Consider the following 25,682-nt stretch of genomic DNA (forward strand, 5'->3'; position numbering starts at 1 on the left):
TCCAGTTTGCTAAAGGTCATGAGACGGTCGAGCGCTGCCAGCAATGGAGCTACTGTACTGGTTATTCTTTGGATTAGCTAGACCCTACCTATAGCGGACTTGCGTAAGTCCTGGTATTGAACCCCTCCCCGTGAACAGGGAGGGCAGGGTGGTTTCATACAGCGGTAGAAAAATCAGAATACTTTTTAGAGGCTGTATGAAAACGGATAGCTAAAAAGTATGAATCTAATCGCACAATTGCAGCAAGTCCCAGACTACCGTCACCTCCGGGGACGAAGACATGAATTCTGGTTGGTATTGTTGCTCATATTATTGGGAGCAATGACAGGGTATTGGGGCTACCGACCACTCGAAGACTTTACCCGTGTACACAGACACAGCTTGATAGAACTTTTAGACCTGGATAGGACGAGCAAGTTTCCCTCGTACTCAACGTTCCGACGAGTCCTCAAAACAGTAGATTTTCAGCCTTTAACAGACTTAATTCTTTACTTGGGCAGCCGCTTTTGTTCCACCGATGCCTGGAGAACGGCTGGCAATTGATGGGAAAAGCATTCGCTGCACGGTTACAGATTACACCGAGTCTTATCAAAACTTTATCAGTACAGTATCGGTTTACAGTCACCAACGGGGCATTGTTCTGAGAACGCAACCGATGTCAAATAAGCACATGAGTGAGGTGGCTATCGTACAGCAATTAATCTCTGAATTTTGTGGTCAACAGGTGATTTTCACTCTTGATGCTTTACACTGCCAAAAAAAACAGTATCGCTAATTATCAACAGTGGCATTGACTACCTGATTGGATTAAAAGACAATCAACCCACCCTATATAAAATGGCTCAACGCCAATCACAACGAGATATCCCACTCAGTAGTGCTACAACTGTAGAAGATATTCATTCTCGACAAGTGCAACGCGAGTGCAAGGTTTTCGCCGTTCCCCAACAACTACAGCAAACATGGACTGGAATTAAAACCTTTGTCGTTATTGAACGAGAGGGCAAACGTGATGGTCAGCCATTTCACGAGCGTCAGTTCTATATTTGTAGCCAGTCTTTATCTGCCCAACACTTGCTTGCCGACACCGTCGGACATTGGGGAATTGAAAACCGACTGCATTGGGTGAAAGACGTGACTTTCTCGGAAGATTTTCCACCCCGACGTGGTGGCAATGCTCCGGTTAACTGGGCGATTTTACACACCTTTTTCATCACGATTGCCAGATATCTCGGTTTCCGAACGATTCCACAGGCACAACGCACTCTAGCCAACCAACTCCACCGTGTTTTTTCTCTCCTTGTATGAAACCAGCCTGCTACCCGTGAACAGGGAGGGGCAGGGGTGGGGTCAAACCCTACTGCCTCTCATCGAGAACTGCTAGATTAATTTGCTGGAAAACAAAAAAACCGGGTTTTTTAAAACCCGGTTTCTCAAGAATTCTATTTTTCTCGATCGACAACCCACTTAAGGTTCCTGAAACGTTTCCACTTTGCCATCGGGGCCAAGAACTACCCGGATGTGGGCGTTGCGCTCGTCTTCGATGGGAGAAACAAACGGTTTCCCTGGTACTGGCATCCCGGTACGGTCAATATACTTGACTGACAGTTCTCCTAGGGGGCGAATGCGCTCGATGGAGCCATCCGGATTCAGCCGGAGATAGTATTGCAGCGGCTGTGTCAGATCGGCGGGCGGTTTCCATTGCTGTTGGAAATAGTCCCGCACTTGTGCGACTTGAGGAATCGTGTCAAATAGCCGGTCATTCTGGGCGCGATCGCTTCCAGATTCGCTGCCGCGTTTCGCTGCCGGTGGGGCAACGCTGCCGCGAGTCGCACCGGGACTCAGATCGCTGTTATTTGCAGCCGAGCTTTCCGCAGGAAGGCTGGCAAGCGACGGCAGATTGGGAAGCGGGGGAGGCGCGGCAGGAATGCCGGGGGCATTGGGGGATGCAGACTGGTTTGCACCCTCAGAACTTGAGGCGATGGAACCAGGAGCAGGAGCTGATTGCCCGATTCGGGGCGCACTCACCCCACCGCTACTGGGGAGCGGCTCAAACGGGAGATTATTGCGAATCGCCTGCTTTGGCTGTTCAGCCGGGGGTTTGGGGATGGGCGGGAAGTTACTGGGAGGAGGGGGCTGGAAAATGGCTCTTCCCTCTGGGGCAGAACGTTGTTGAATCGGGGGCAGATTGCTGAAAACGGGGTTGGAATTTCCAGGGGGATTCCGAGGAACAACGACGACCCCTGGGCTTTTGGCACTGAAAGGTGTCGGCGTAGTCACAGGAGCCGGAGATAACAAAATTGACGAAGGAGACCCCGTTGGCGTCGGCGATGGGGAAGACAAAGGAGGAGGCGTCGGCACTCCCGTCGTTGGAGTCGGCGTTATTGGAACCGGCAACACCTCGGTACCGGGCACTGGTGCCGGGGTAGTGGGTAATGGTGTGGGTGCCGGTGCAGAGGAGATGATAGTGGGACTAGGCTGCATTAGCTTCAGCGTGGCTGCTGTTATCCCCACCCCTAACAGAAAGATGGCTGCCGTCCGGGTCCAGATGGGCGGATTTTTCAACCACTGGGTGCGTTTGAGGGGAGGCAACGCCACCAATTCAGCATTGTATTCATCCAAAGCCGTAGCTAAGTCGAACAGTTGCAGCGCACTCAGCGTTACGACAGGTCCCGTTTCTTCCGTCGCCAAATGCCCCAAAAATAGGTCGTGGGACAAAAGTCCCCTCGGTTGTATATAAGGGACAAAGGTTTGAGGAGTGGGGGATTCAGGCGGCGAAAGAATGGTTGCCGCTTGGGCGGGGGCAGCAGCAGCCATCATCGGCTCGCCTACGGGCATTTGATGCACCACCGGCTGCGATCGCGGGGATTGCTGAAGGAAGTCCTGCACGTAAACGCTAACGGCTTCGCAAAGGCTTTCTAATTGAGCGCGATTTCCGCGGATCGTCACTCGTCGATCTTCTGGCTGTCGCGGATCGTCAAAGCTTAGCTCAAATCGTAGATGCTTCAGCACGGGTTGTCCTGCCCAGCGAGACAGGGGCGAATCTTTCGCCTGGATTTCCAACGTGCAGGTGGGGGGTGTAAAGCGTCGCAAAACCATTTTGCTAATTCAGAGGATTGCTAATTGCTAAGTGTGAATTGCTAGCGGGCGCGATCCAAAAGTGCTAACCAGAGACGCCGATGACCATTGGGGCTACTGTAGAACAGGAGATCGATCAGAAGTTTCAAGGCCAAGTGGCTCAAAGCGTCGGACGATACATTGTCTTCTTCCTCCATGCGTTCCTGGTAAGTGTTGCTGAAGGCATCAAGATAATCTCCTAGTAAAGAAGCTTCGTGGGGTTCCCGGTTTTGCTCGGCTAGCTGTTCGAGCAAGGCAACGGCACGTCGGATTAGCTCTTGCTGCTGTCCGGCAAGGTGACAGACGATTAAAACAAGCGATCGCGCTTCCTCCACATCTAACTTCTTCCGCCCTCCCGAACTCTTCCGCATGGGGTTAGACTGGCGCAATCGCCACAAAGCCACCCGATCTGCCACCATTGACTCTAAATTCAATTGAGCTGCGGCTTGGAGTATCGCGTCGGAACCGATGCCTGCCAATGCTTCGAGCGCCAATAAAATTAAATCCAGTTGGGCTTTGATATTGTCCAACTGTACGGGATCTGGCGCGGAAGCAAGGGGTAAATCCTCCCAGCGGGGGGTTGGCGTCGTTGGTGTCTTCACGATGGAGGGCATATTTTTAGCTTAGGTGACGCAACTGGTAATAACTTCGCCGTTACGAGTCTTGAAACCAGACTATCGCGGTTTTAAGTAAGTTTCCTGTCGTCGCTCATGGCGAATGGCTGACTGTTTTTAAACAATTCGCCATTAGTAATTCGCTACTTAATATAGGCGATTGTGACCCCCGTGCCACCTTCTGGGGTGCCAGCTAATTCAAAACGCTCGATGAGAGGATGCTGTTTCAAGAATTCGTGAACCCCGTCTCGCAGCCTTCCGGTTCCCTTGCCGTGGATAATCCACAAACAGCCTGCATCCATCGCTTGGGCGATCGCTTTCTCTAATGCCATCTCGGCATCCGGAACTCGACTCCCCCGAATATCGACGGTATTTTTGGAGGTGCGAATTGTCGGTTGTGGTTTGGGAGGTGCGGGTGGCTCTTTTGGAGTCGCCGCCGGTTTGGCTTTGGCGATGGGATCGGGTTTTTGACCGTCCAAAGATTCGATATCTTCGAGGGAGACGGTCATTTTCATTAACCCAAATCGCACGCTCATCTGACCCTCTGCGTCGGGATTGCTCAGCACTTCGGCGGTTTGTCCTAGGCGGGGAATCCGGACGCGATCGCCTGTTTTTGGTTTAAATCCCGGCTTGGGTTTGGGAGGCGGCGAGGGCAAAAGATGACGTTCGGCAATTTCATTCAAGGCGTTGGTTGCACTTTGGGCATCTTGAGCGGTAGCTGGACCTTGCTGCAACCGCCGAATGACTTGGGCGATTTCTCCTTTGGCTTGAATCAGGGCTTCCTGCACAGCGCGTTCCTGGGAAAGCTTCAGCTGCTGTTCCCGTTCCTGCAAAGCGGCGGCTTTTCTCGACACCTCCTGATAAAAACGCTCTGCTTGCTGCAACAACTGACTGGCTTCTTGGGCTTTAGTTTCTTGATTGCGCCGTTGTGCTTCCAGTCCAGCAATCACTTGGTTGATGTCTTCTGAAGCACCACCCACATAAGTTTGCGCTTGTTCGACAATTTCCCCCTTCAATCCCAAGCGTCGCGCAATCGTCAGGGCGTTAGAACGTCCTGGAATTCCCCACAACAGGCGATAAGTGGGGCTGAGGGTTCGATCGTCAAATTCTACCGAGGCATTTTCAAAGCGCTCGTCTTCATATTTGAGCGCTTTGAGTTCGCCGAAGTGAGTGGTAGCAATGCTGAGATTGGCATGGTCTGCCAGATATTGTAAAAGCGCGATCGCTAAAGCACTCCCTTCTGCCGGATCGGTTCCCGCTCCCACTTCATCTAGCAAAACAAGGGAATTTGGGGTCATTCCCTCGGTAATTCGGCTGATGCGACGAATATGCCCGGAAAAAGTCGATAAACTCTGCTCTAAAGATTGTTCGTCGCCAATATCCGCCAGCACCAAATCAAACCAAGGCAATTCTACCGGCTCCCGCGCCGGGACAAATAACCCCACCTTTGCCATTAGTGCGGCTAATCCTAAAGTTTTTAGGGTGACGGTTTTGCCGCCAGTATTCGGCCCGGTAATCGTTACGACCCGAATCTCCGGCTGAACCAGTAAATCTACGGGCACGACGGCACCCCCGTTTTCGTGTCGCTGTTGCCAAACCAATAAAGGATGGCGCAACTGGCGCAGGGTGATGGAATTTTCGATTTTCGATTTTCGATTTTCGGCTGGGGATTCTTCCGACGCCTCTTCCGGGTTCCCCGGCTTTTCTGGCGGGGTACGTTCGATAAATCTGGGAGGATTCGCTTCTAACCAATAGCTGTATCGTGCCCTAGCAGCTGCCAAATCCAAAGTCGTCGCCACTGCCAACAACTGCTCTAAATCTGGTTTTACGGCTGCCACTTGTACCGTCAACGCTTGGCGGATGGCTTCTTCTTCGACTTGTTCTTGACGCCGCAACTGCCGCAATTGATTTCCCAATTGCACGATCGCGTTCGGTTCGATAAATAGCGTCGCGCCGCTACCGGAAGTGTCGTGGACGATGCCGGGAATGGCGTCTTTTTGCGGTGCTTTGACGGGGATCACGAAGCGATCGCCCCGCTGTTTGATCGTCTGTTCCTGGACTGCATTGGCTTGGCGCTGCAAGATCCCCTGCAATATCTGATAAATGCGACCGCGTAGCTGCCGCAGTTGGATGCGAATCCCGCCCAATTTGGCACTCGCCCTATCAGCTACGTCTCCCCGCTCATCGATACAGTGGTTAATTTCCTGCTCTAATTCTGGATAGGTGCGGATATCGGCAACCAGCTCTTTCAGCACTGGCACATCTTCTTGATCGTCAATAACGCGCCGCAGACGCCTAACTCCAACTAAGGTGGTCGCGATCGCTAACAACTCTTCCCCTGCTAAAATTCCCTGAAGTTCCGCCCGCTCCAGAGAATCTCCGATGTCCTGAATTCCTTCAAAACTCAACCCTGGAGAAAGACGATTCTCCAACTGGTAAATTTCCTGAGTTTGGGCGATCAGTTGCAGGCTCTCTGGCTGAGTCGCTGGGATTTGCAGATGATTGGCAGCGATCGCGCCCAACTTCGTGGCAGCAAAGGTAGACAAATGCTGACACAGGCGGGGCCATTCGAGTAATTCTAAGGTCTCAGATTGAATCAAAGCTTAAAAGCTATATCTAAATATTCAAGTGCTTATCTATATTAATTTTAAGCTCTGATTAACTGACCGCACGAGAACAAACATCCGCCAGCACCGCTTTCTTTACGCAAAGGCACCTTCCATCTCATACTGGCTTTCGGTAAGTGTAGCCCACCCAGTTTCCTCCCAAGGTTCCAGAACTCCGGCTGACTCTAAGGGAGCGATCGCTTCCAAGTGCATCAGCTCCTCTGTGTCAAAATCATCAAATATTTCAGTGAGTGCTTGCAAGTCGCGCTGCCTCATCGGCATTTGCATCACTGTGAAATAGCAAGCCAGCGCTGACTTGTTGGTAGATGCAGACATTTGCGTTCCTGATGAAGATAATTGCTTCAACCTAAAACAGGCTTTAGCTGCTTACCTCTATCCCTTTAGTGAAGTTTATTGCTCTTAAACTCTGCCTTTAGGGGGATGTTATTTATAAAATCACTTAAACTTAACTCCAAAATTCTCTTTATAGAGAATACAAATTAAAAAAAGTTATCTTTTTTCCGGTTTTTCAGGAATGGCGGCTAGGCTAGTGATGTTTTATCTCAGTTCACGCGATGTGCAGGTTTAAGAAAGCCGTTTGATCGAGGCGAGGGATTACCTACATTTGATGAAACCAAGAGTTTCAACTTCAGGCAAACTGAGCCAACAACTGAGCCAAAGAGTGAGCCAAAGAGTGAGCTGAATCGCCAATAACGCTCTGAGATGATCTAAGTGCAGTCAGTTTAATTAATCGATGAAGCGCAAAGACGAACTTCTCTATTAAGGACTTTCTTGCGTAAGTCTTGAAACGATGGAATTTCTAACTCAATTAAGGACACTAGGCATTCATGCTGTTTAATTCAGCCAACCTACCCTACTGGATGTTTCTAGGGATGGGAGTCCTTTTATTCCTATTGGTAATTGTTTCCGGTGGAGGAGACGCCGACGTAGATGCCGACATAGACGCTGACATAGATACCGACGTAGATGTTATAGACGTAGACACCGACACGGATGGTAGCTTTAACTCCTTGGAAATTTTGGGATGGTTGGGCATTGGCAAAGCGCCGCTAATCCTATTATTAGGAACTGACTTTAGCCTTTGGGGTGTCATCGGCTGGATGCTCAATGTTTGGGTTGGTAGCCTCACAGGTGGCATCCCCTACCGTTTTTTTGGGTTAGGGGGAGTGGTGTTATTAAGTTCAATGGCAATCAGCTTGTTTCTAGGGGGGTTGATTTCTCGACCTCTAGGAAAAATCTTTGCTGCCTTTGGGGAAGATGCCAGTAGCGATCGCTTAATTGGTTGTTTCGGTACGGTAAGTTCTGCCTTTATTCCCCATAAACACAGAGGCAAAATTGGTCAGGTAGATGTCATCGATTCAGCGCGAAATCTTGTCACCGTCAGCGCCACTTTACCTGATTGGGCAACGGTTCTCCCGCGTCGCAATGAAAAAGTCTTAGTCATTGAACGTTTGGAACACCACTATTTAGTCGTCGCTAAAGATAGTCCCGATCAAGAGCATTGGCTAGAAAATGCATCCAAAATCAAGTAAGAAATCTCTGAAGAATAGAATTCACCGCGCTCCAAGCCAAGTCTACCTATGCGCTTACGCTAACCCTGACTTTAGAAATTCAACTTGCCTAAATAGATAGGTTTTATCTGTATAGCCGTAACGTCCAATTGCTAGAGAAACTAACAGCTAACAACCAACTTCTTCAAAATTATGCTATTTTGGCTTACCTTCATCCAATCATTACCAATTGCTACCACATCTGAACTCTCGGAGCAACAATGGCAAACCGAGGCAAATTTACCCAAAAATGAGTCTACTTTAATCGCTCAAACCCTGCCTGCCCCGATACAACCAACGATTGCCCAACTGGGAAGTGGGATTGTCTTCCCAGGAATTATTGGGGCTTTGGTTTTATTACTGCTATTTAGCATTTGGGCATATACGCGAGTTTATGTTGTTACACCCAACAACGAAGCCTTTGTGAGGACAGGCGGCGTTTTCATTAAAAGTAAATCCGTTATCCTCTATGGTGGTTGCGTTGTTTTACCTGGCTTTCATCAGCTTACCCGCGTACCTTTGCGAGAAATTTCGATTGATGTTGAACGCACCGGGAAGCTGGCGGTTCGTACCCAAGATTACCTCCGGGCAAATATGCGGGTGACTTTCTATGTCTGCATCAATGCCGACGAACAAGATGTTTTAACAGCAGCAGCTAGGCTATCTAGAGCTGGAAAAATTACGCCGGAAGATATTAAAGATGCTCTGGAAAAACGCGCAGATGATGCGATTCGAGCAGCGGCGAAAAATAAGAGTCTAGCCGAGATTGATTCAGACAAGATTGGGTTTGCTGATGCTGTTTTAAATTTAGTTCAGCAAGATTTGAAGAAAGTCGGTTTAACGCTGAACAATATTGCAATTTCGGAAATTGAAGAAAGCGATACCTACGATACGAATAACTTTTTTGATGCTCAAGGCGTGCGACTGCGGACTGAAACGATTCAACGCTCGATTCAACAAAAAAGAGAAGTTGAATTAACGACTCAAGTTACCATTGAGCAGAAAGAACTGGATGCTCAAAAGCGATCGCTCCAAATTGAACAAGAGAAAGAAAACGCCAAACAAGAGCAACAGTTACAAGTAGAAGCACTCAAAGCTCAGAAACAGCGGGAAATCCAAGAATCCAGAGACAGAGAAGCAGCAACAGTACAGCGTACCAAGATTTTGCAGCTTAAATCCGTTGAAGAAGAAGAAATTCGCAAGAAATTGGGAGTACAGCAAAGCCAAATTGAGGCAGATATTTCCCTAGAGGAACGCAACAAACAGCTCAAGGTGGCGCAAGCACTGCAAAAACAAGAAGCAGAAGTTGCGGAAATAACCCGTCAACGCATCATTCAAGAGGAAGAAATCAACAAAAAACTGGCAGTACAACAAAGCCAAATTGAGGCAGATATTTCCCTAGAGGAACGCAATAAACAATTCAAGGTGGCGCAAACACTGCAAAAACAAGAAGCAGAAATGGCGGAAATTATTCGTCTACAGACAGTAGAATCCTCGAAACTGCAAGCGCAAGTGCAGGTAGCGGAGTCTGAAAAACTGTCAAGAATTGCCCAAGAAGAGGTAGCGATCGCAGTCGCCAACAAAAAACGGGAAAGCTTTGTCGCTGAGGCACAGCAAGCGAGAGCAGAATCATCTGTGACAACGGCAAGTGCAGTTGAGAAAGCCGAACGGGACAAACAGCTTTCCATTATTGCCGCCGAACGAGAAGCCCAAGAGAAGAGTATTAGCGATCGCAACGTTGTCGAAATTGACGCTTTCCGACGCAGAAGGCAAGCCGAAATCGCCCAACAAGCAGCAGAACTAGAAGCCGAAGCAATTCGCACCCTAGCAGATGCCAACCGCGACAAAGCCTTAGCCGAAGCTGAAGGTATTCAAGCCCAAATTGCTGCCCAAAATACGATTAGCGACGCTAACCTCACTGCCAAGATTATCACCACAATTTGGCCCGATCTAGCAGATAAATTGCCAGAAATTGTCAAGGCATTGGCACCGCAACCAGGAGTGATCGGCGATGCCCGAATTTACTCCTTCCCCGGCGCAAATGGCAACAACGGCAACGGTGCAGGTGACATCAACAAAATGTTACTATCTACCAGCGGTTTAGCCTTAATTAACACCTTGCTTGAAGATGGCAAATTAGGCTCATTAATTGGTCAAGTTAGTAATCTGGTTCGTAGCAACAACGGTAGCATTCCGCCAGAAGCTCTCACTGCCATGATTTCCTCAGTAGAAAAGCCAAGCCAAAATAACAACCAAGACGGTATACAAACCAGTTAAACCCTCGTTCCAACCCCTCTCCTGTAGAGACGCGATATATCGCGTCTCTTTTCCGTAATTGGCAAGGCGTTTATGTCTTCTTGTCCGAGAAGCATTGCCATATCCACCCTACTTTGGGAAGATGCCACTTACGAACGGCTGAGCCAAGTTTGAAGGGAATTTTACCCAGGCAAATCCAGCCACACGACAATGAGACGGTTAATCCTCCCCCTAATCGGGTTGCTGGCGCTTTTCACCTCTAGCTGTCGTTCTGAACGTGTGGTAGCCACCCCAGAACAAGTTGTACGCCAAAACAACCTCTGTCCCTCTCCCACAACCCAAGCTCAGGACTTCCGTGTGCTGGGTACCCGCCAATGGTCGCAGGGTGTAGTGGTACTCTATAACGCCATCTGCCCCAGCAGCGATCGCAAGCAAGCGCCGCCGCAGATATTTGGTTACAGCGTGCTTGTCAGTAAAGGAAGTGGCTGGGAACAGATTGGTAATGACAGCGCTGAATTCTTTCTGGATCGCCCACAGCTACCGCCAGAGGAGCTGGTATGGTATGGAGGCAGCAACTACTCGAACAATCAAGGTGAGACTTACGCCCTCACTTACGGTAAAGTACTCTCGCCAAAAGTTGCTGCTGTCGAAATAACCTTTGATAACGGGAAAATTCTGCGCGACGAAGCCACTAACGGTGTTTTTGTCCTAATATCACCAGGAGCTAATCATTCTTGCCAAATGCGGGTACTGGGTAAGGATGACAAAATACTGCGGCGCATCAATGATGTGAATTTTGTACAAAATAATCGGTGCTGATCGCTTTTTTGAGAATGCGATAGCGAAGCGCTGACAAGTCAGTTCGCGCTTTTGCAATTTTCACCAAATAGGGAATGCAATCGCAGCGCCTCACTTCCTATGCTTCCTCACTCAGTAGTTTTTCCTTCAGTTCCTGGCACTCTTTCGCTAACGGTATGCCTAAATCTGTAGCGATGGATAAGGCGCGATCGCAATACTCAAGAGCCAAAGCGCGATCGCCTAATTTTAGATGAAGTTCTGCCAAGTCGTTGAAAATTACAGCCTGACCCGAACGATAGCCAATTTCTAGAAAAATCTTTAAAGCCGTCTGCAACTTTTCCAGAGCTTCTGAATACTGCTCAATTTTGAATAGAGTATTCCCCAGATTTCCCAGTGCAGTTCCCTCACCGTGGCGGTTGCGAATTTCTCGTGCAATGGTCAAATGCTGCTGGATATAGTCGATGGATTCGGGATATTTCCCTAGACAGGAGCAAGCACTTCCCAAATTTCCCAGTGCAATTCCCTCACCCTTGCGATCGCCAATTTGCTGTGCAATTGTCAAACTCTGCTGGTAATAATCGATGGCTTGGAGATAATTCCCTAAAGAATAGTAAACACTTCCCAAATTTCCTAGTGCGCTTCCCTCACCCTTGCGATCGCCAATTTCTCGTGCAATGGTCAAACTCTGCTGGCAATAATCGATGGCTTGGGGATAATTTCCTAGAGTACGATAAACACTTCCCAAATTTCCCAGTGCGGTTCCTTCACTCTTGCAATCGCCAATTTCTCGTGCAATGGTCAAACTCTGCTGGTAATAATCGATGGCTTGGGGATATTCTCCTAGAAAGTAGTAAGCACTTCCCAGATTTCCCAGTGCAGTTCCCTCACCCTTACAATCGCCAATTTGCCGCGTAATAGTCAAATGCTGCTCGTAATACTCTATGACTTGGGGATAATTTCCTATAGTTTGGTAAACAATTCCCAGATTTCCCAGTGCAGTTCCCTCACCCTTGCGCTCGCCAATTTTTTGTGCAATGGTCAAATGCTGCTGGAGATATTCGATGGCTTGGGAATAATTTCCTAGAAAATAGTAAGCATTTCCCAAACCGCCATAGCAAATACCATTCCAATGATCGTTTAACTTACCTAACATTCTGTTGTACAGTTCAATCTGTTGGTGATAGTAACCCCAAATTCCTAATTGATTGTGTAATTGTTCCTTACTAGGAATATCGAGGCGAATAGAAAGGATTTGGCTAACTTCTTCCCAGAATCCTACCTCAGAGAAATGGTGAAATGCTTCCAGGTAGCCTTGCACTTTCTCTAGGTTAGAGGCATCTGGCTCTGGTTCATACGCCGTGCGCCACATCTCAGCAGCAATATAGTGATCGTCTTGCCACTCTAACCCTTGATTAGAGATTTTTCTAAGCAGTTCATAGGCTGTATTCCGAATCAAGTTATGCTGACGGAGCAAAAATTGACCCGTGTGAGTAACTGCCTCTCTAAAAACGAGATAGCGAGATTCTATAGTTCCCAGTGCAGTTGCTTTTTCTTGTTCTGTGCAACTCCCCAGCATTGACAGCCAGAATCTTTCTGGCACTGGATGCCGATAAACGGAACTGCGAAGGAGGAGTGTATAGGCATAGGGTACATCTTGCTGCAACCGTTCTAAAGACTTCCTCACCCTGTCTTTAACTCGCAGTTGCAACTCCTGATGACCAATCGCTGCTTCAATGGCTTCAAATTCTTGACGGTATTTGTTCCAGTACGCCACCACATTGCCATTAAACGGCTGAGCAAGGATTTCCCCAACAATCACTTCGATAACTAGCGGATGTCCTTCATAAGCTTTCCCCATCCGCTTGAGATAATCTGCTGTCTCTGATTCTGGCGGAATCTCCTTTTCATCTCTGTGGAACAACTTCTGAAACAACTCGAAGTGTTCGTTTTCATCAAGTCCCGTTAACCGTTCCTCATGCCAAAATCTTCGAGACTGGCAACTTTTAAACTGCGTTGGTAAATCCTGTGAAGTCAAAATCAGCCGACTTTGGCATTCCCCACCCGCCAGCAAGCGATTAAAAAATTCCCACCACCGCTCATTCTCAAACTCATTCCTGGCAGTATCCTCATCCCCTTTCCCTTTCAGCAGAAATTCTAGGGAATCTATCTGCACAAAGTAACGGTGATTTCGCAGCTTTTGCACCAAGCGATTTAGCAAGCCATCTGCATTTTTGCGCTCATCTGCCGTTACCTCTTCTCCCAGTTGGGTCAGCAGCGTATCTGCGGCGCTGACAAAATCTCGCATACCCCTATCATAAAAATTTACACATTTATACTGTTGCCAGTCTTCCCGCAACTCAACACTAGCCAAGCGTTCAGCTAAAGCGGTCTTACCTTGTCCCGCGATACCAGTAATAACTAATACTCGGCATTGTCCCCGCAACTTTTCGCTTAATTGGCGACTCAGTTCTCCTCGCTCTACCCAAGTCTCCTCGTCATAGGCACTACAAGGGATTGACGGAGTTTGAGGCTGGTTGACGGTCTTTTCTTCATTCTCACTACCCCTAACGATTTGAGAATTGCTACTGATTAACTCAGGCTTCTTATTGGCAAATAAAGTAATTAATGCAGGTAACTTGCGCTCTTCGTCTCCCTGAATATCAAAATTTTTATAAAGCTGTCTTAAATGCTGTTGGACAGCCTCTTCGCTCCCATTACAAAGCTCACAAGCGATTTTTATTTTGGTATCACCTGCCAAGATTTTCAGAAGTACCTGTTTGCGCTTAGAAGGTAGCTTATCTAAAGTTTCTTTTATTTGCCTTTCGTTCATATAAAGGAATTCTCATAAAACTGAGATTCTTCTCACTACCAATATATGAGAGTCTGTTGCCCAAAACTGTAAAAAGATGAGTTACAGCGCAATCGTTAAACGAAGACAGCCCATGAAAGACTTCAACTGCTTCATAAAAGCCCTGGAAATCACCCAGATTGTAGTGGCTCTTTTTGCTTATTCCCAGCCTTTGGGAATTGCCGCTGGTGCAGCCATTCTCGGCTACCTGTACCTAATACCCAACAACGACGAAAATGATGAGGATGAAAATCAAGACGAGAAATAACGGAACCTTAAGCAAAGAAGCGATCGCTCCGTGATTCCACTAGACTCAACCAAGGATGCGATCGCCCAAGCTAACTTGACCCTCCGCCCAGAACAAATTTCTCATTGAATTTGATACTCTAACTTAAATAGTCTTGGGAACGGGAAGTTAAGAGTGGATATTCAAATTGGGCGGGGTAAGACAGCTCGCCGAGCTTATGGCATCGATGAAATAGCGCTAGTGCCTGGAAATCGGACACTAGACCCCAGTTTGGCTGATACCCGCTGGCGCATCGGCGGCATCGAGCGAGAAATACCGATTATTGCCAGTGCGATGGATGGGGTAGTAGATGTCCGCATGGCAGTTTTACTCTCTCAACTGGGGGCATTAGGCGTCCTCAACTTAGAAGGAATTCAAACTCGCTATGAAAACCCAGAGCCGATTTTAGATCGCATCGCCTCTGTGGGCAAAGAAGAGTTTGTCGCGCTGATGCAAGAACTCTATGCAGAACCCGTTAAGGAAGAATTAATCGAACGACGGATTCAAGAAATTAAGCAACAAGGCGGCATCGCAGCCGTCAGCGCCACACCAGCGGGAGCGACAAAGTACGGCGCAGCGGTGGCAAAAGCGGGTGCTGACTTGTTCTTTGTGCAAGCGACGGTGGTTTCCACCGCTCACCTCTCGCCTGAGTCAGTGACCCCCCTGGATTTGGCTCACTTCTGTCAAGAAATGCCCATCCCGGTCATTTTAGGGAACTGCGTCACCTACGACGTGACGCTGAACTTAATGAAGGCGGGTGCGGCTGGCGTGCTGGTGGGGATTGGTCCCGGTGCCGCTTGTACCTCTCGCGGCGTTTTGGGAGTAGGGATTCCCCAAGCAACCGCGGTTGCCGACTGTGCAGCCGCTCGCGATGACTATTTCCACGAAACCGGCAACTATGTCCCCGTGATTGCCGATGGCGGTTTAATCACTGGCGGCGATATCTGCAAGTCGCTTGCCTGCGGTGCTGACGGCGTGATGATTGGTTCTCCGTTTGCCAGAGCCAAAGAAGCACCCGGACGGGGGTATCATTGGGGGATGGCAACACCTAGCCCCGTTCTCCCTCGTGGTACACGCATTCGCGTCGGCACGACGGGAACGTGCGAACAAATCCTGCGCGGCCCCGCTGGTCTGGATGATGGCACCCATAACCTGCTGGGAGCCTTGAGAACCAGTATGGGCACGCTGGGAGCCAAAGATATCAAGGAGATGCAGCAAGTTGAAGTCGTTATCGCACCCTCTTTGCTGACCGAAGGGAAGGTCTACCAGAAGGCACAGCAGTTGGGAATGGGTAAATAAACTCACTGACTCATTTGCGTTCCTTAAGAAATTCCGGACTCCTGCTTAGAGGGCTGGAAAATCTAAAGCTGTCGCTTAGAATAGAGAAAGCGGAGACGAATGTTTCCGTTCACTCCTCACACCACACTCCGCCCGGACTACTGTTCGGGCGGTTCCTTTTCTGGGGTTAAAATCACCGCCAGCCAGCCAGCAGTCAAACCCACTGACTCGTCAATTATGTCTAAATGTATACCTTTTGAGTCAGAAAATGTCTGTTTTGCCTATGGTAGAATTTGCTAAAAATTAGAAACTGTTACGCTTAAGGATTTCTAGGCATGTCATCAGCCGCACAAGTTACAGACGCTTCGTTTAAACAAGAAGTACTTGACAGTGAAGTTCCCGTTCTAGTAGATTTCTGGGCACCCTGGTGCGGACCTTGCCGGATGGTTGCGCCTGTGGTGGATGAAATTGCCCAGCAGTACGACGGTCAAGTAAAAGTAGTCAAACTCAATACCGATGAAAACCCTAACGTTGCCAGCCAGTATGGGATTCGCAGCATTCCCACGCTCATGATTTTTAAAGGCGGTCAACGGGTGGATATGGTGGTGGGAGCGGTTCCCAAAACCACTTTGGCAAATACTTTGGAAAAGTATCTCTAACCAACTTTTTCTCAGCAAGAATGGATAAACCGTCAGCATAGTTACCTATTTTTGCGGGAAATCGCTGCTTATCAACCCAGACTCTCTAAGTTGAGTTGACAGTTCTGCTTGTCATTTGTCTTTTTTACTCGCCTTCTTGAACCATTCAGTAGGTTGTTTTAAATAACGAAAGATATGCACGATCTGAAAAAACCCGTTTTCTTGTAGAAAACGGGTTTTTTTGAGGAGTTCCGCCCCCTTAATGGAAGCTTCAACCTTTCTGTTAGACAGGCGCTGAAAGCCGATTAGGGAGAAAATCGTATAGGATGATACCAGTAGCGGCGATGCTGGGGCGAATCCCGTTAGAATAGAGTGCCGCTGGTGCTTGCATAAATTATGACCATCACTCCTCCTTCTAATGCCCTTGAGTCACTGCAATCAGACGTAGCCGATCTAATTCACCAGCTACCGAACCTGAAACACGGAAAATGGATACAACGGGCGCTGTCAGTGCTGGTGCGACTGGCTGGGGAGGAAATCGACCGGCTGGACTGGAAAATCTTGAGCGCTTCTATGCAAGATATGGAGCGGGCATTTCAAGTTTTTTATCCTTATCGACACGTCCGCAAAGTAACGATTTTTGGTTCGGCTCGCCTTGCGTCTGATAGCCCCGAATACCTCATGGCGGTTGAGTTTGCTCGCCGTGTCACCCAGCTCGGTTATATGGTGATGACGGGTGCCGGTGGGGGGATTATGCAGGCGGGAAACGAAGGCGCGGGAGCTGAAAAATCGTTTGGTTTGAATATTCAGCTACCTTTTGAGCAGGGAGCAAACCCGTTTATTGAAGGCGACCCCAAGCTGATTCCTTTTAAGTATTTTTTCACCCGGAAGCTGTTTTTCCTGCGAGAAAGCGATGCGATCGCTCTCTTTCCCGGTGGCTTTGGCACGCAGGATGAAGCCTTGGAGTGTTTGACGCTTTGCCAGACGGGAAGATATGGTCCTGTGCCGATGGTCTTAATTGACCGTCCTGGCGGCGATTACTGGTCGTCCTGGGATGCTTATGTTCGCAAGCATTTAGTCGAACCCGGTTTAGTGAGTCATGACGATCCAAATCTGTATACCATTACAGATAACTTAGATGTCGCTTGTGAAGCGATCAATCGCTTTTACCGGGTTTATCACTCCAGCCGCTATGTTGAGGATAAATTTGTCCTTCGTCTTAAGTCTGAAGTATCGGATGCAGAAGTTGAACAGCTGAATGCTGATTTCAGCGACATCTTGGTGAAGGGACGAATTGAAAAAACTCAGGCATTACCCCAAGAGGCAGTGGATGAAACATTGGATTTGCCTCGTCTGGTTTTGTACTTCAACCAACGGGATTTGGGGCGCTTGTACCAGATGATTTCTACGATTAACCAGATGGTAACTCCGCCACCCTCTGTAGCAGCGCATCCAGAGCTTAAGTAATGGGTTCAGTCAACTTAAATGTTGATTACTTGTGAGTGCTACCATCGGGCATTCTTGTGTTTGTCAGGTCAGTCTGGTGCAGCTTGGTCTGGTTCAAGTTGGCACGGCTCAAGTTAGTCTGTTTTAAGTTAGCGTAACTCAGGTCAGCATACTCCAGGTTCGCTTGGCTCAGGTTCGCCTGACTCAGATTCACTTGGTTGAGATTGGCACCCCTCAGATTGGCCTGCGTTAAAGTGGCATAACTCAAATTAGCGAACTTTAGGTTGGCGCGGCTGAGGTTGGTGTCACTCAGCTTAGCAAAACTCAAATCAGCCGACTCTAGGTTTACACCGATTAAAGTGGCACCGCCGAGGTTGACTTCGCTCAGATTAGCTGTACTGAGGTTGGCATGACTAAGATTGGCATCTGTAAGGTTGGCACCACTGAGGTTGGCACCATATAAGCTGGCACCCACTAAAGCTGCATCATTGAGATTGGCACTACTTAAGTTAGTGCTTCTTAAGTTGGCACCGCCTAAGTTAGCACCGCTTAAGTTAGCATTTATGAGGCTAGCACTGCCTAGATTAGCAGTCTGGAGGCGCACCAGTTTCAGAGTTGCTCCTCTCAAATTGCCATGCCTCAGGTCAACTCCTGTTAAATCTGCACTGCTGAGTTCAGCACTGCTCAGGTTGGCATTGTATAGGGAGGCACATCCCAGATTGGCCTTACTTAAGTTAGCTTGGCTCAGGTTGGCATCTTTAAAATCGGCACAATCACTCCAACTTGACTGCACTTCAACTAAACTGGCTCCTCTCAGGTCAGCACTGCTTAGGGATACACCCGCGAGGTTTGCCTGATTCAACTTCGCATTTCTGAGTTCAGTACCCTTCAGGTTTGCTTTTATCAACTTGGCTTCGCTTAAGTCGGCACCATTCAGACTTGCTCCAGCTAAGTTGGCACCGCTTAAATCGCATCCTCGACACTGTTTTGTTTTGAGCAACTGCCGAAGGTGCTGTTTTCTCAACTGCGTGATTTGGTGTTCTTGGAATAGACGAGTCACGGTGTTGAGAGTGACAAAACTTAGGGTTAGCAATGCTACAGCTGCCAGTACCCCTTGTTTTGTAGGACGCAGGAGAGTCTTGGGAATTGTGGTACGGCGTAATACATCAATCGGCTTGAGTGCTTCCAGAGCAGTGACCGCATTGGGATAGCGATTTTTACAGTTGGGTGCCGTCATTTTTTCCAGCCAGCGGATAAACTGTGGATTCAGTTTTGGCACCCTCGGCTTAAAATCGATCCGAAAAGCTTCATCAACTAAATTGCCAATTTCAGTGGATTTGGTTTGGGTGAGCAAGCAAACCAGCGTTGCACCGAGACTATATAAGTCAGATGCTTGGGTGAGTTGACGATTGAACACCTGTTCTGGCGGCATAAATCCCAACGTGCCTTTGACGGTGCTGCTGGCGGCGACTTCTCCACCTCCAATGCGAGCCAAGCCAAAATCTACCAGGTAAACCTTCAATTGTTCATCCACTAAGATATTTTCCGGCTTAATATCTCGATGAATAATCGGGGGATTTTGCTGTTGTAAGTAGACTAAAACTTCTAATAGGGAAACGGCAATTCGCTTGACTTCCTCTGGAGTAAAGTGACGTGACGTAGACAGGGAGGAAGCGGGTTTATATTCTTGAACCAGGCAAAAGCCGCTTGGGGTTTCAAAGGAATCGAGGTACTGGGGAATGCTGGGATGATTCAGACAGCGCAATAGTTGAATTTCTTGCTCGTAAGCATCATAATCTGACCAGCTGGCACCGGATTGGGCAAACTGAAACTGCTTAATCACAACGTGCTGCTGGGTTTTTTCCCTCGTTGCCAAACTCGTTGCCAGATAAGTGACTCGACCCCCGGCGCGATTTTGTCCTAGCTCTCGTTCTACTTGATAGCCTTGGCTAGAAAAGTCTGCTAAATTACCCATGAGCCTACCTATCGATAGATGTAGGTGGTGAGTCTTTTATAACAGATGGCTGCAAAAGTAACGGATGCGATCGCTCTGTTTTTGCTATCATCCAGATTGCTCGTTGGAACCACTTGCATTAAGCTATCGATGAACCGAGCCATCGGGCATGATGGTATCTGTCAGCTTGGCTCCGGTTATCGTGACACCCTCTAAGTTGGCATCTTTGAGGTTCGCTCCCCTGAGGTCAGCACCCGTCAAGTCGGCACCCTCAAGGTCAGCCGCTTCCAGATTGGCATCCCTGAGTTTGACTCCTCTCAGGTCGGCACTCCCCAAGTAAGCATCCTGGAGGTCGGCACCTTCGAGGTTGGCACCCCTGAACTTAACAATGGTTAAATCGGCAACTGCCAAGTAAGCATTCCTGAGGTCGGCACCCGTCAAGTCGGCACCGATGAGGTTAGCACCCCTGAGATAGGCATCTCGAAGGTTGGCACCCGTTAGATAGGCGTTACTCAAATCGGCTCGACTCAGATGAACATAGCTTAAGTCGCATCTGTCACAGTGGTTAGTTTCCAACAACTGCCTGACGAGATCCGCTTTAACTAAACTGGGTCTGTCTTTGACCGTGGCAAACCCCAGGGATGTTAACACTAATCCAGCGGCAAGAATCTTAGTTTTTGTGGGACGGTCTAGAGTTCCGAATGCCTTGGCATAGCGGACAATATCACTTGGCTTGAGTACGCGGCGGCGAACACCAATCGACCTCAGAGCTTCTAGGGCATCCACTGCACGCTCGAAGCGATTTTTGAGGCTGGGTGCCGTCATTTTTGAGAGCCAGTCTACAAATTGCCGACTCAGATGCGGCACCATCTGCTTAAAATCGATCCGATAAGCTTCATCAACTAAATTGCCAATTCCAGTAGATTTGGTTTGGGTGAGCAAGCAAATCAGCGTCGCGCCGAGACTATATAAGTCAGATGCTTGGGTTAGCTGACGATTGAACACCTGTTCTGGCGGCATAAATCCCAACGTGCCTTTGACGGTACTGCTGGCGGCGACTTCCCCACCTCCGATACGAGCCAAGCCAAAATCTACCAGGTAAACCTTCAGTTGTTCATCCACTAAGATATTTTCCGGCTTAATATCTCGATGGATAATCGGGGGATTTTGCTGTTGTAAGTAGACTAAAACTTCTAACAGGGCAATGGCAATTTGCTTGACTTCCTCTGGGGTAAAGTGACGCGATGTAGAGACACAGGGAGCCGGTTTATATTCTTGAACCAGGCAAAAGCCAGTGGGAGTTTCAAAGGAATCGAGGTACTGGGGAATGCTGGGTGAGTTCAGCTGCTGTAGCACCTTAATTTCTTGCTCATAAGCTTGATAGTCTGACCAGCGGGCACCCGAATGGGCAAACTGAAATTGCTTGATAACGACGCGCTGCTGTGTATTGGTACGGCTTGCCAGGTAAGTAACTCGACCCCCGCAAGGGTTGTGCCCTAGCTCTCTTTCGATTTGATAGCCTAAATCGGAAAAATCTGGGAATTCGCTCATGATGGTTAGGCGACGATAACCCCTACAAGTATCGCTACGCGGTAAGCGCAGCGTGCTGTAGGCTTTGGCACTTTTCCCACTATAGCTGCCTGTAAAAGCAGATGATGGGACATCGCTCCGACTCACTGGCGGCAGCGTCTCTAACAGCAATAGAAACTTCTTTCCTTAACTGAGTTCCCCAAAACCTGCCGAAGTTATCATCCTTAAAAGCACGGTGAGTTTATAGTTGATACTGTAAAATCGGGTTTTCGAGCGATCGCGTCTTTTGTGAAATTTGTTTGTATTTAATGATACAAACCGATGAATTGATAGCGGGTTGCCGATATCTTTACGAAAACTTTAAGAAGATTATCCGGGATATACATTTTCTTCACCTTATCTTGATGCTTTCTTCAAAAAAATTGCTTAAGATAAGTGTTTATACGGATAAATTTTGCAAGTCTATTCTCTATCTACGGGTAGATGTTAGTGTACTTACGTAAGTAAAATCGGCTAATTCATCCCCCTAAAGGCTGAAAAAGTAAACTAATGGATTGAAAAAGTACCTGACTTTTGTGGCTTAAGTAGAAAGCTGCGCTGATAACAAATAACTTTATAACGGCTCAGGAGCTGCTCTATATGCTGAAATTTAGCATCGTAATTACAACCTATAATCGTTTACCGCTGCTGCGGCGGGCGATTGAATCAGCGCTCGCGCAAACTTTGCCCTGCGAAGTGGTAGTAGCAGATGACTGTTCCACGGACGGTACCGAAGAATACGTCCGCAGCTTGGGCGATCGCGTAGTTTACTACCGCAACCCAGTCAATAGCGGTCACTCCGCTACCGTAAATGCTGGGGTTGCCGTGGCAACCGGAGACTGGATCAAACCGCTGGATGATGATGACTATCTGGCACCCAACTGTGTCTGGGAAATGGTAAAAGCGATCGCTCAACGTCCTCAAGCAGCGATTTGCTCGTGTCAAGCCGTTCAAGTTGATGTCAATGGTGAAGAAGTTACCCGCACCAAGCCGAGCGGTCCTGGCAAACTATTTTACGTGAAACAAGAGGATATCCACTACGGGATGTTGATGGAAGTAGTTCCTTTTGGGACACCCGTTCAAGTTGCTTTCAAAAAAGATGCCTTTCTCAAGTCAGGCGGTTGGGATTCGGCTTTAGATGGTAACTGCGATGACATCGACTCTTGGGTGAAAATTGCCCAATATGGGGATGCCGCATTTGTTAATCAGTATCTTACCTTCCGGACATTATGGCCGGGTGGATGCAATCAGAAGTTTTCACTGCAAAAACGGTTAGAAACCAATATCTTAATCAAGGAAAGAATCTACCCGTTAGTGCATGAAAAATATCGCTCGTCTATTCCGAAACTTGAGGAAATTAAGGCGTTTCTCAAACTGCATTGGAGTTTGGTAGGACTCAAGCAAGGAAAAATCTTAATGGCACTCAAGATGGCATATCCAGCCATGTTTTCGCTTGCCGCTTGGATTTCTTTAGCGAGAGTTACTTATTCCAGAAAAATCAATACTCAGGCTCCTACCGTGCCTCAAGAAGTTGTAACCTACAGAACGGCTTCTATTTAAACTGTAGCCGGTACAATCAGTTATCAGCTATGTTAAATAGGTGATAACTGATTTGAATAAGAATGCAGCTTCACGTATTTAATAAAATCTTGCAAGAAAGTAGGAAGCAAATAGAAGCCGATCGCCTGATCCTCTTCTTGAATGGCGGAACTGTATTAGTATTTTTGGCGCTGTCAGTTTACGCAAAATTTCTGGGAAAAGGTCAAGGGATTGAATTTCTTTTTGCAGATCCCTTCTCAATCCGACGACCCTACTACGGCTTATTAACGAGTGTCTCTGAAGTGTTATGGTGCCTTTCAGGTACAGTTTGTTTGTTTAGCTTTAGCTTGCTAAACATAATTTCTCCCAATCGCAAAGCAAATCTATTTATCTTATGTTCTGCGATTGGGATTTTTGTTTTATTAGCCGACGATTTATTTCGGATTACCTTAATTTTGAGAGATGTAGCTAAGGTGCCCAAAGGGGTGATGTACTTAGTATACGGTACTGGCGCGATCGCTTATGGTTTATGCTTCTGGCGCAAACTTTTATCAACGCCTTATGTATTGCTGATAATTGCGGGTATCTTATTTGGCATTTCTGGCTTAGTGGACATCTTGCACATCAAAGGAAATGGTACTCCGGCAATGCTAGAAGATGGCACGAAGTTACTGGGAATCCTCAATATCGCATTTTACTTTTGGTACGTTTGTCGTCAGGAAGTCATGCAGAGAAAGTATGGCATCAGTTGAGCAGTTGCTGTTAAGTCTTGCATTAGATAATTACCTCATGTAAGGCTTTCAACAACTCTTCTGTAGTGTAGGGTTTTGACAAAACGGTTGTGACCCCAGCGCGAGCCAGCTCACTCACCCTATCGTTAGATAAGAGTCCGCTAACCGCAATAATTTTAACTTGCGGGTTAATTTTTTGTAGCGTGCGAATCGTTGTTGGCCCGTCCATAGACGGCATCATCATATCGAGGAGTACAACACTAATTTCCGTTTTATGCTGGGCATACAGTACGACTGCCTCAATCCCATCGCTCGCAGTTAAAACTTTATAGCCATAAGTTTCTAGAGATGCTTGAGTCACTTGAGAAATTGAAGCTTCGTCATCAACAACCAGAATACACTCGCCGTTTCCAGTTAACAGATTAGATGGTTTTTTTAGAGCTTGCGATGTTAATTCTCCCTCGATTGCTGGCAAGTAGATCTTAAATTCTGTGCCTTTTCCCACTTCGCTATATACATTCAAAAACCCACCGTGGCTTTTGATGATGCCAAGAACCGTTGAAAGACCCAGACCCGTACCTTTGCCAATTTCTTTAGTTGTGAAAAATGGCTCAAAGATTCTATCAAGCATCTCAGTAGGCATTCCCACTCCACTATCAGAGACACTAATCACAATATGGGAACCCACTTTTGCACCTGAGTTCATCCTGGCATAGTTTTCATCAATTACTGTATTGTCGGCGGAAATCTTCAACGTCCCGCCATCTGGCATGGCATCACGAGCATTGACGCAAAGATTGATCAGTACCTGATGTAGTTGAGTAGCATCGCCAGAAACAGGCCACAGCTCTCTTGTCTGGATATGCGTATGAATCTCGATTGATTTAGGGAAAGTTTCATTTGCGATCTTCGCAATCTCGTAAATTAGGTGCCCGACTTGGAGATTTGTCCGTTCGCCTTCCATGCCTCGCGCAAAAGAAAGCACCTGTTTAACTAAATCAGCTCCACGTTTGGCATTCGTTTCGAGGATGGAAAGCAGCTGTTGACTCTGGCGATCCTGGATTTTGATTTGCAAAAGTTGAACTGACATCAAAATAGGCGCTAGCACATTGTTTAAATCGTGGGCAATGCCGCTAGCCAGCGTTCCTAAGCTCTCCATGCGCTGAGCGCGGAGAAACTGCCTTTCTAGTTGTTTTTTTTCAGTTATATTGGTGTTGACAATCAGAATTGCTTTTGGGTTTTCCGCCTCATCGCGCACGAGCGTCCAGCGACTTTCAACAATGATTTCTCGACCAGATTTGGTCATTTGATACAACTCCCCATACCACTCTCCTTCCTCGATGAGAGTTTTTTGGGCGGCTCGAAGTTTTAGTGAAATTTGCTTATGCAACAGCTCAGCAGTGTTATTGCCGAGGGCTTCTTCTTGCTTCCAGCCATAGAGACGTTCCGCACCTTGGTTCCAAAATAAGATTTGGTTGTCTAGATTTTGAACCAGAATTGCATCTGTGGCGATATCCAGTAGAGCAGCTTGTTCGCAAATTTTTTGTTCCGAGTGCTTGCGCTCGGTGATGTCCATGTTGATGCCGTTCACACGGATGGGTTTGCCGGTTTGGTCGTAATAAACTTGACCTTTGCTGGCTATCCAATGAACGCTACCATCCGACCAAATAATCCGGTATTCGATGTCATAGTCCGCCCCTTCTTCCACGGGGCGTACTAAAGCTTGAGTGACTAATTCTAGGTCTAGAGGATGGATTTTGGTGAGGAAGCTTTGATAGGTGCCGTCAAAGGAACCTGGGGGAAGACCAAAATTCGCTTCTGCGGTTGCGGAGAAAACAACTTTGCCGCTATGGATATTCCAGTCCCAGGTGCCCATGTGGGCAGCTTCTAGGGCTAACCTTAGTCGCTCCTCGCTCAGTTGTGCCCGCTCAGTTTGCTGTCGCAATTCCTCTGTTGCTTGGCTAGCTTGGAGGACACGACGCACGCGCTGGCGCAGAACTGCCCAGTGAATCGGCTTGGTAATGTAATCAATGGCACCCGCCTCAAATGCTTGATCGACCGATTCTTGATCTTCAAGAGCCGTAATCATCAATACGGGTGTGTTCCGCGATCCTCTAGGGGGGCGACTTTTTTCAGCAGTTCCCGTCGCTGTAGGAGAATCGCCAAACTTCTCTCCACGAGAATCACCCTCTGGAAGGGTACGCAATAGATGACAGCAGGTAAAACCATCCATCACTGGCATCATGGCATCCAGCAGCACAATATCTGGGTGTAGGCGCGTGTAGGCGGCTAAACCTTCCTCTCCGTCGCTTGCTTCTGCTACCTCGTATCCGGCTTGTTCCATCGCTCGGCGAAGTTGAAGCCGCATGAATTTGTCGTCATCTACGACGAGGATGAGGGGAGTATGTTGATTAGCGTCGGTGGTGTTCAT

At 47.9% G+C, this 25,682-nt stretch carries 20 protein-coding genes; 12 read left to right on the forward strand and 8 right to left on the reverse strand.

All coding sequences use genetic code 11. The annotated features are described in order from the left end of the window. Window positions 1-219: 219 nt before the first annotated feature. The 3 genes from NDI34_RS19290 to NDI34_RS19300 are packed head-to-tail and all read left to right on the forward strand — an operon-like array spanning window position 220 to window position 1,308. Window positions 220-543 (forward strand): transposase family protein, encoded by a 324-nt coding sequence (locus tag NDI34_RS19290; RefSeq protein ID WP_190536437.1) that lies wholly within the window; start codon window positions 220-222, stop codon window positions 541-543. Continuing rightward, window positions 518-775: a hypothetical protein gene (locus NDI34_RS19295; RefSeq protein ID WP_190524830.1), complete on the forward strand. Its 258-nt coding sequence runs from the start codon at window positions 518-520 to the stop codon at window positions 773-775. The genes NDI34_RS19290 and NDI34_RS19295 overlap by 26 nt, the downstream gene beginning before the upstream one ends. Window positions 776-789: 14 nt before the next feature. Further along, a complete protein-coding gene (locus tag NDI34_RS19300) occupies window positions 790-1,308 on the forward strand; it encodes an ISAs1 family transposase (protein WP_347276234.1) in 519 nt (172 codons plus the stop codon). 159 nt (window positions 1,309-1,467) lie between these two features. Here NDI34_RS19300 and NDI34_RS19305 read toward each other — a convergent pair whose 3' ends face one another. The 4 genes from NDI34_RS19305 to NDI34_RS19320 all read right to left on the reverse strand — a co-directional run bounded on the left by NDI34_RS19305 (window position 1,468) and on the right by NDI34_RS19320 (window position 6,673). Further along, on the reverse strand, window positions 1,468-3,099 hold the full coding sequence (locus NDI34_RS19305) for a DUF4335 domain-containing protein (protein ID WP_348233544.1): 1,632 nt from the start codon (window positions 3,097-3,099) through the stop codon (window positions 1,468-1,470). A gap of 41 nt (window positions 3,100-3,140) precedes the next feature. Next, a complete protein-coding gene (locus tag NDI34_RS19310) occupies window positions 3,141-3,731 on the reverse strand; it encodes a DUF3038 domain-containing protein (protein ID WP_190536439.1) in 591 nt (196 codons plus the stop codon). Window positions 3,732-3,874: 143 nt separating this feature from the next. Continuing rightward, window positions 3,875-6,331, reverse strand: a complete 2,457-nt coding sequence (locus tag NDI34_RS19315; RefSeq protein ID WP_348233545.1) for an endonuclease MutS2 — start codon at window positions 6,329-6,331, stop codon at window positions 3,875-3,877. A gap of 102 nt (window positions 6,332-6,433) precedes the next feature. Further along, complete coding sequence (locus NDI34_RS19320) at window positions 6,434-6,673, reverse strand: hypothetical protein (protein ID WP_190412221.1); 240 nt, start codon at window positions 6,671-6,673, stop codon at window positions 6,434-6,436. Between the two features lie 512 nt (window positions 6,674-7,185). Here NDI34_RS19320 and NDI34_RS19325 point away from each other — a divergent pair. The 3 genes from NDI34_RS19325 to NDI34_RS19335 all read left to right on the forward strand — a co-directional run bounded on the left by NDI34_RS19325 (window position 7,186) and on the right by NDI34_RS19335 (window position 10,983). Next, on the forward strand, window positions 7,186-7,890 hold the full coding sequence (locus NDI34_RS19325; protein WP_348233546.1) for a DUF1449 domain-containing protein: 705 nt from the start codon (window positions 7,186-7,188) through the stop codon (window positions 7,888-7,890). A 171-nt stretch (window positions 7,891-8,061) separates the two neighbouring features. Continuing rightward, window positions 8,062-10,185, forward strand: a complete 2,124-nt coding sequence (locus tag NDI34_RS19330) for a flotillin domain-containing protein (protein WP_348233547.1) — start codon at window positions 8,062-8,064, stop codon at window positions 10,183-10,185. A 189-nt stretch (window positions 10,186-10,374) separates the two neighbouring features. Next, window positions 10,375-10,983: a hypothetical protein gene (locus NDI34_RS19335; protein ID WP_190536443.1), complete on the forward strand. Its 609-nt coding sequence runs from the start codon at window positions 10,375-10,377 to the stop codon at window positions 10,981-10,983. A 97-nt stretch (window positions 10,984-11,080) separates the two neighbouring features. On the opposite strand, the gene NDI34_RS19340 is transcribed toward NDI34_RS19335, so the two are convergent. Beyond that, window positions 11,081-13,792, reverse strand: coding sequence for a tetratricopeptide repeat protein (locus NDI34_RS19340; RefSeq protein ID WP_190536444.1), 2,712 nt, complete (start codon window positions 13,790-13,792; stop codon window positions 11,081-11,083). A gap of 112 nt (window positions 13,793-13,904) precedes the next feature. Here NDI34_RS19340 and NDI34_RS19345 point away from each other — a divergent pair, with 112 nt between their 5' ends. The 4 genes from NDI34_RS19345 to NDI34_RS19360 all read left to right on the forward strand — a co-directional run bounded on the left by NDI34_RS19345 (window position 13,905) and on the right by NDI34_RS19360 (window position 17,479). Beyond that, window positions 13,905-14,078: a hypothetical protein gene (locus tag NDI34_RS19345; RefSeq protein ID WP_190536445.1), complete on the forward strand. Its 174-nt coding sequence runs from the start codon at window positions 13,905-13,907 to the stop codon at window positions 14,076-14,078. 153 nt (window positions 14,079-14,231) lie between these two features. Beyond that, window positions 14,232-15,395: a GuaB3 family IMP dehydrogenase-related protein gene (locus NDI34_RS19350; RefSeq protein WP_190412217.1), complete on the forward strand. Its 1,164-nt coding sequence runs from the start codon at window positions 14,232-14,234 to the stop codon at window positions 15,393-15,395. A 314-nt stretch (window positions 15,396-15,709) separates the two neighbouring features. After that, window positions 15,710-16,033, forward strand: coding sequence for a thioredoxin (gene trxA, locus NDI34_RS19355; RefSeq protein WP_190412216.1), 324 nt, complete (start codon window positions 15,710-15,712; stop codon window positions 16,031-16,033). A 375-nt stretch (window positions 16,034-16,408) separates the two neighbouring features. Then, the gene (locus tag NDI34_RS19360) at window positions 16,409-17,479 is read left to right on the forward strand and encodes an LOG family protein (RefSeq protein WP_348233548.1); all 1,071 of its coding nucleotides are present in this window, start codon (window positions 16,409-16,411) and stop codon (window positions 17,477-17,479) included. Window positions 17,480-17,504: 25 nt separating this feature from the next. Here NDI34_RS19360 and NDI34_RS19365 read toward each other — a convergent pair whose 3' ends face one another. Continuing rightward, window positions 17,505-19,433 carry a pentapeptide repeat-containing protein gene (locus NDI34_RS19365; RefSeq protein WP_348233549.1) on the reverse strand — a complete coding sequence of 643 codons (1,929 nt, stop codon included), beginning with the start codon at window positions 19,431-19,433 and terminating at the stop codon, window positions 17,505-17,507. A gap of 123 nt (window positions 19,434-19,556) precedes the next feature. Then, complete coding sequence (locus NDI34_RS19370; protein WP_348233550.1) at window positions 19,557-21,113, reverse strand: serine/threonine-protein kinase; 1,557 nt, start codon at window positions 21,111-21,113, stop codon at window positions 19,557-19,559. Window positions 21,114-21,584: 471 nt separating this feature from the next. Between NDI34_RS19370 and NDI34_RS19375 the strand changes: the two genes are divergently transcribed. Together NDI34_RS19375 and NDI34_RS19380 are read left to right on the forward strand one after the other, a co-directional pair. Then, window positions 21,585-22,541, forward strand: coding sequence for a glycosyltransferase (locus tag NDI34_RS19375; protein ID WP_190536518.1), 957 nt, complete (start codon window positions 21,585-21,587; stop codon window positions 22,539-22,541). Window positions 22,542-22,603: 62 nt separating this feature from the next. Then, window positions 22,604-23,272, forward strand: coding sequence for a hypothetical protein (locus NDI34_RS19380; RefSeq protein ID WP_348233551.1), 669 nt, complete (start codon window positions 22,604-22,606; stop codon window positions 23,270-23,272). Window positions 23,273-23,294: 22 nt separating this feature from the next. Here NDI34_RS19380 and NDI34_RS19385 read toward each other — a convergent pair whose 3' ends face one another. Next, the gene (locus tag NDI34_RS19385) at window positions 23,295-25,682 is read right to left on the reverse strand and encodes a response regulator (RefSeq protein ID WP_190429263.1); all 2,388 of its coding nucleotides are present in this window, start codon (window positions 25,680-25,682) and stop codon (window positions 23,295-23,297) included.

Source organism: Trichocoleus sp. DQ-U1 (assembly GCF_039961925.1).
Taxonomy (GTDB): domain Bacteria; phylum Cyanobacteriota; class Cyanobacteriia; order Cyanobacteriales; family FACHB-T130; genus FACHB-T130.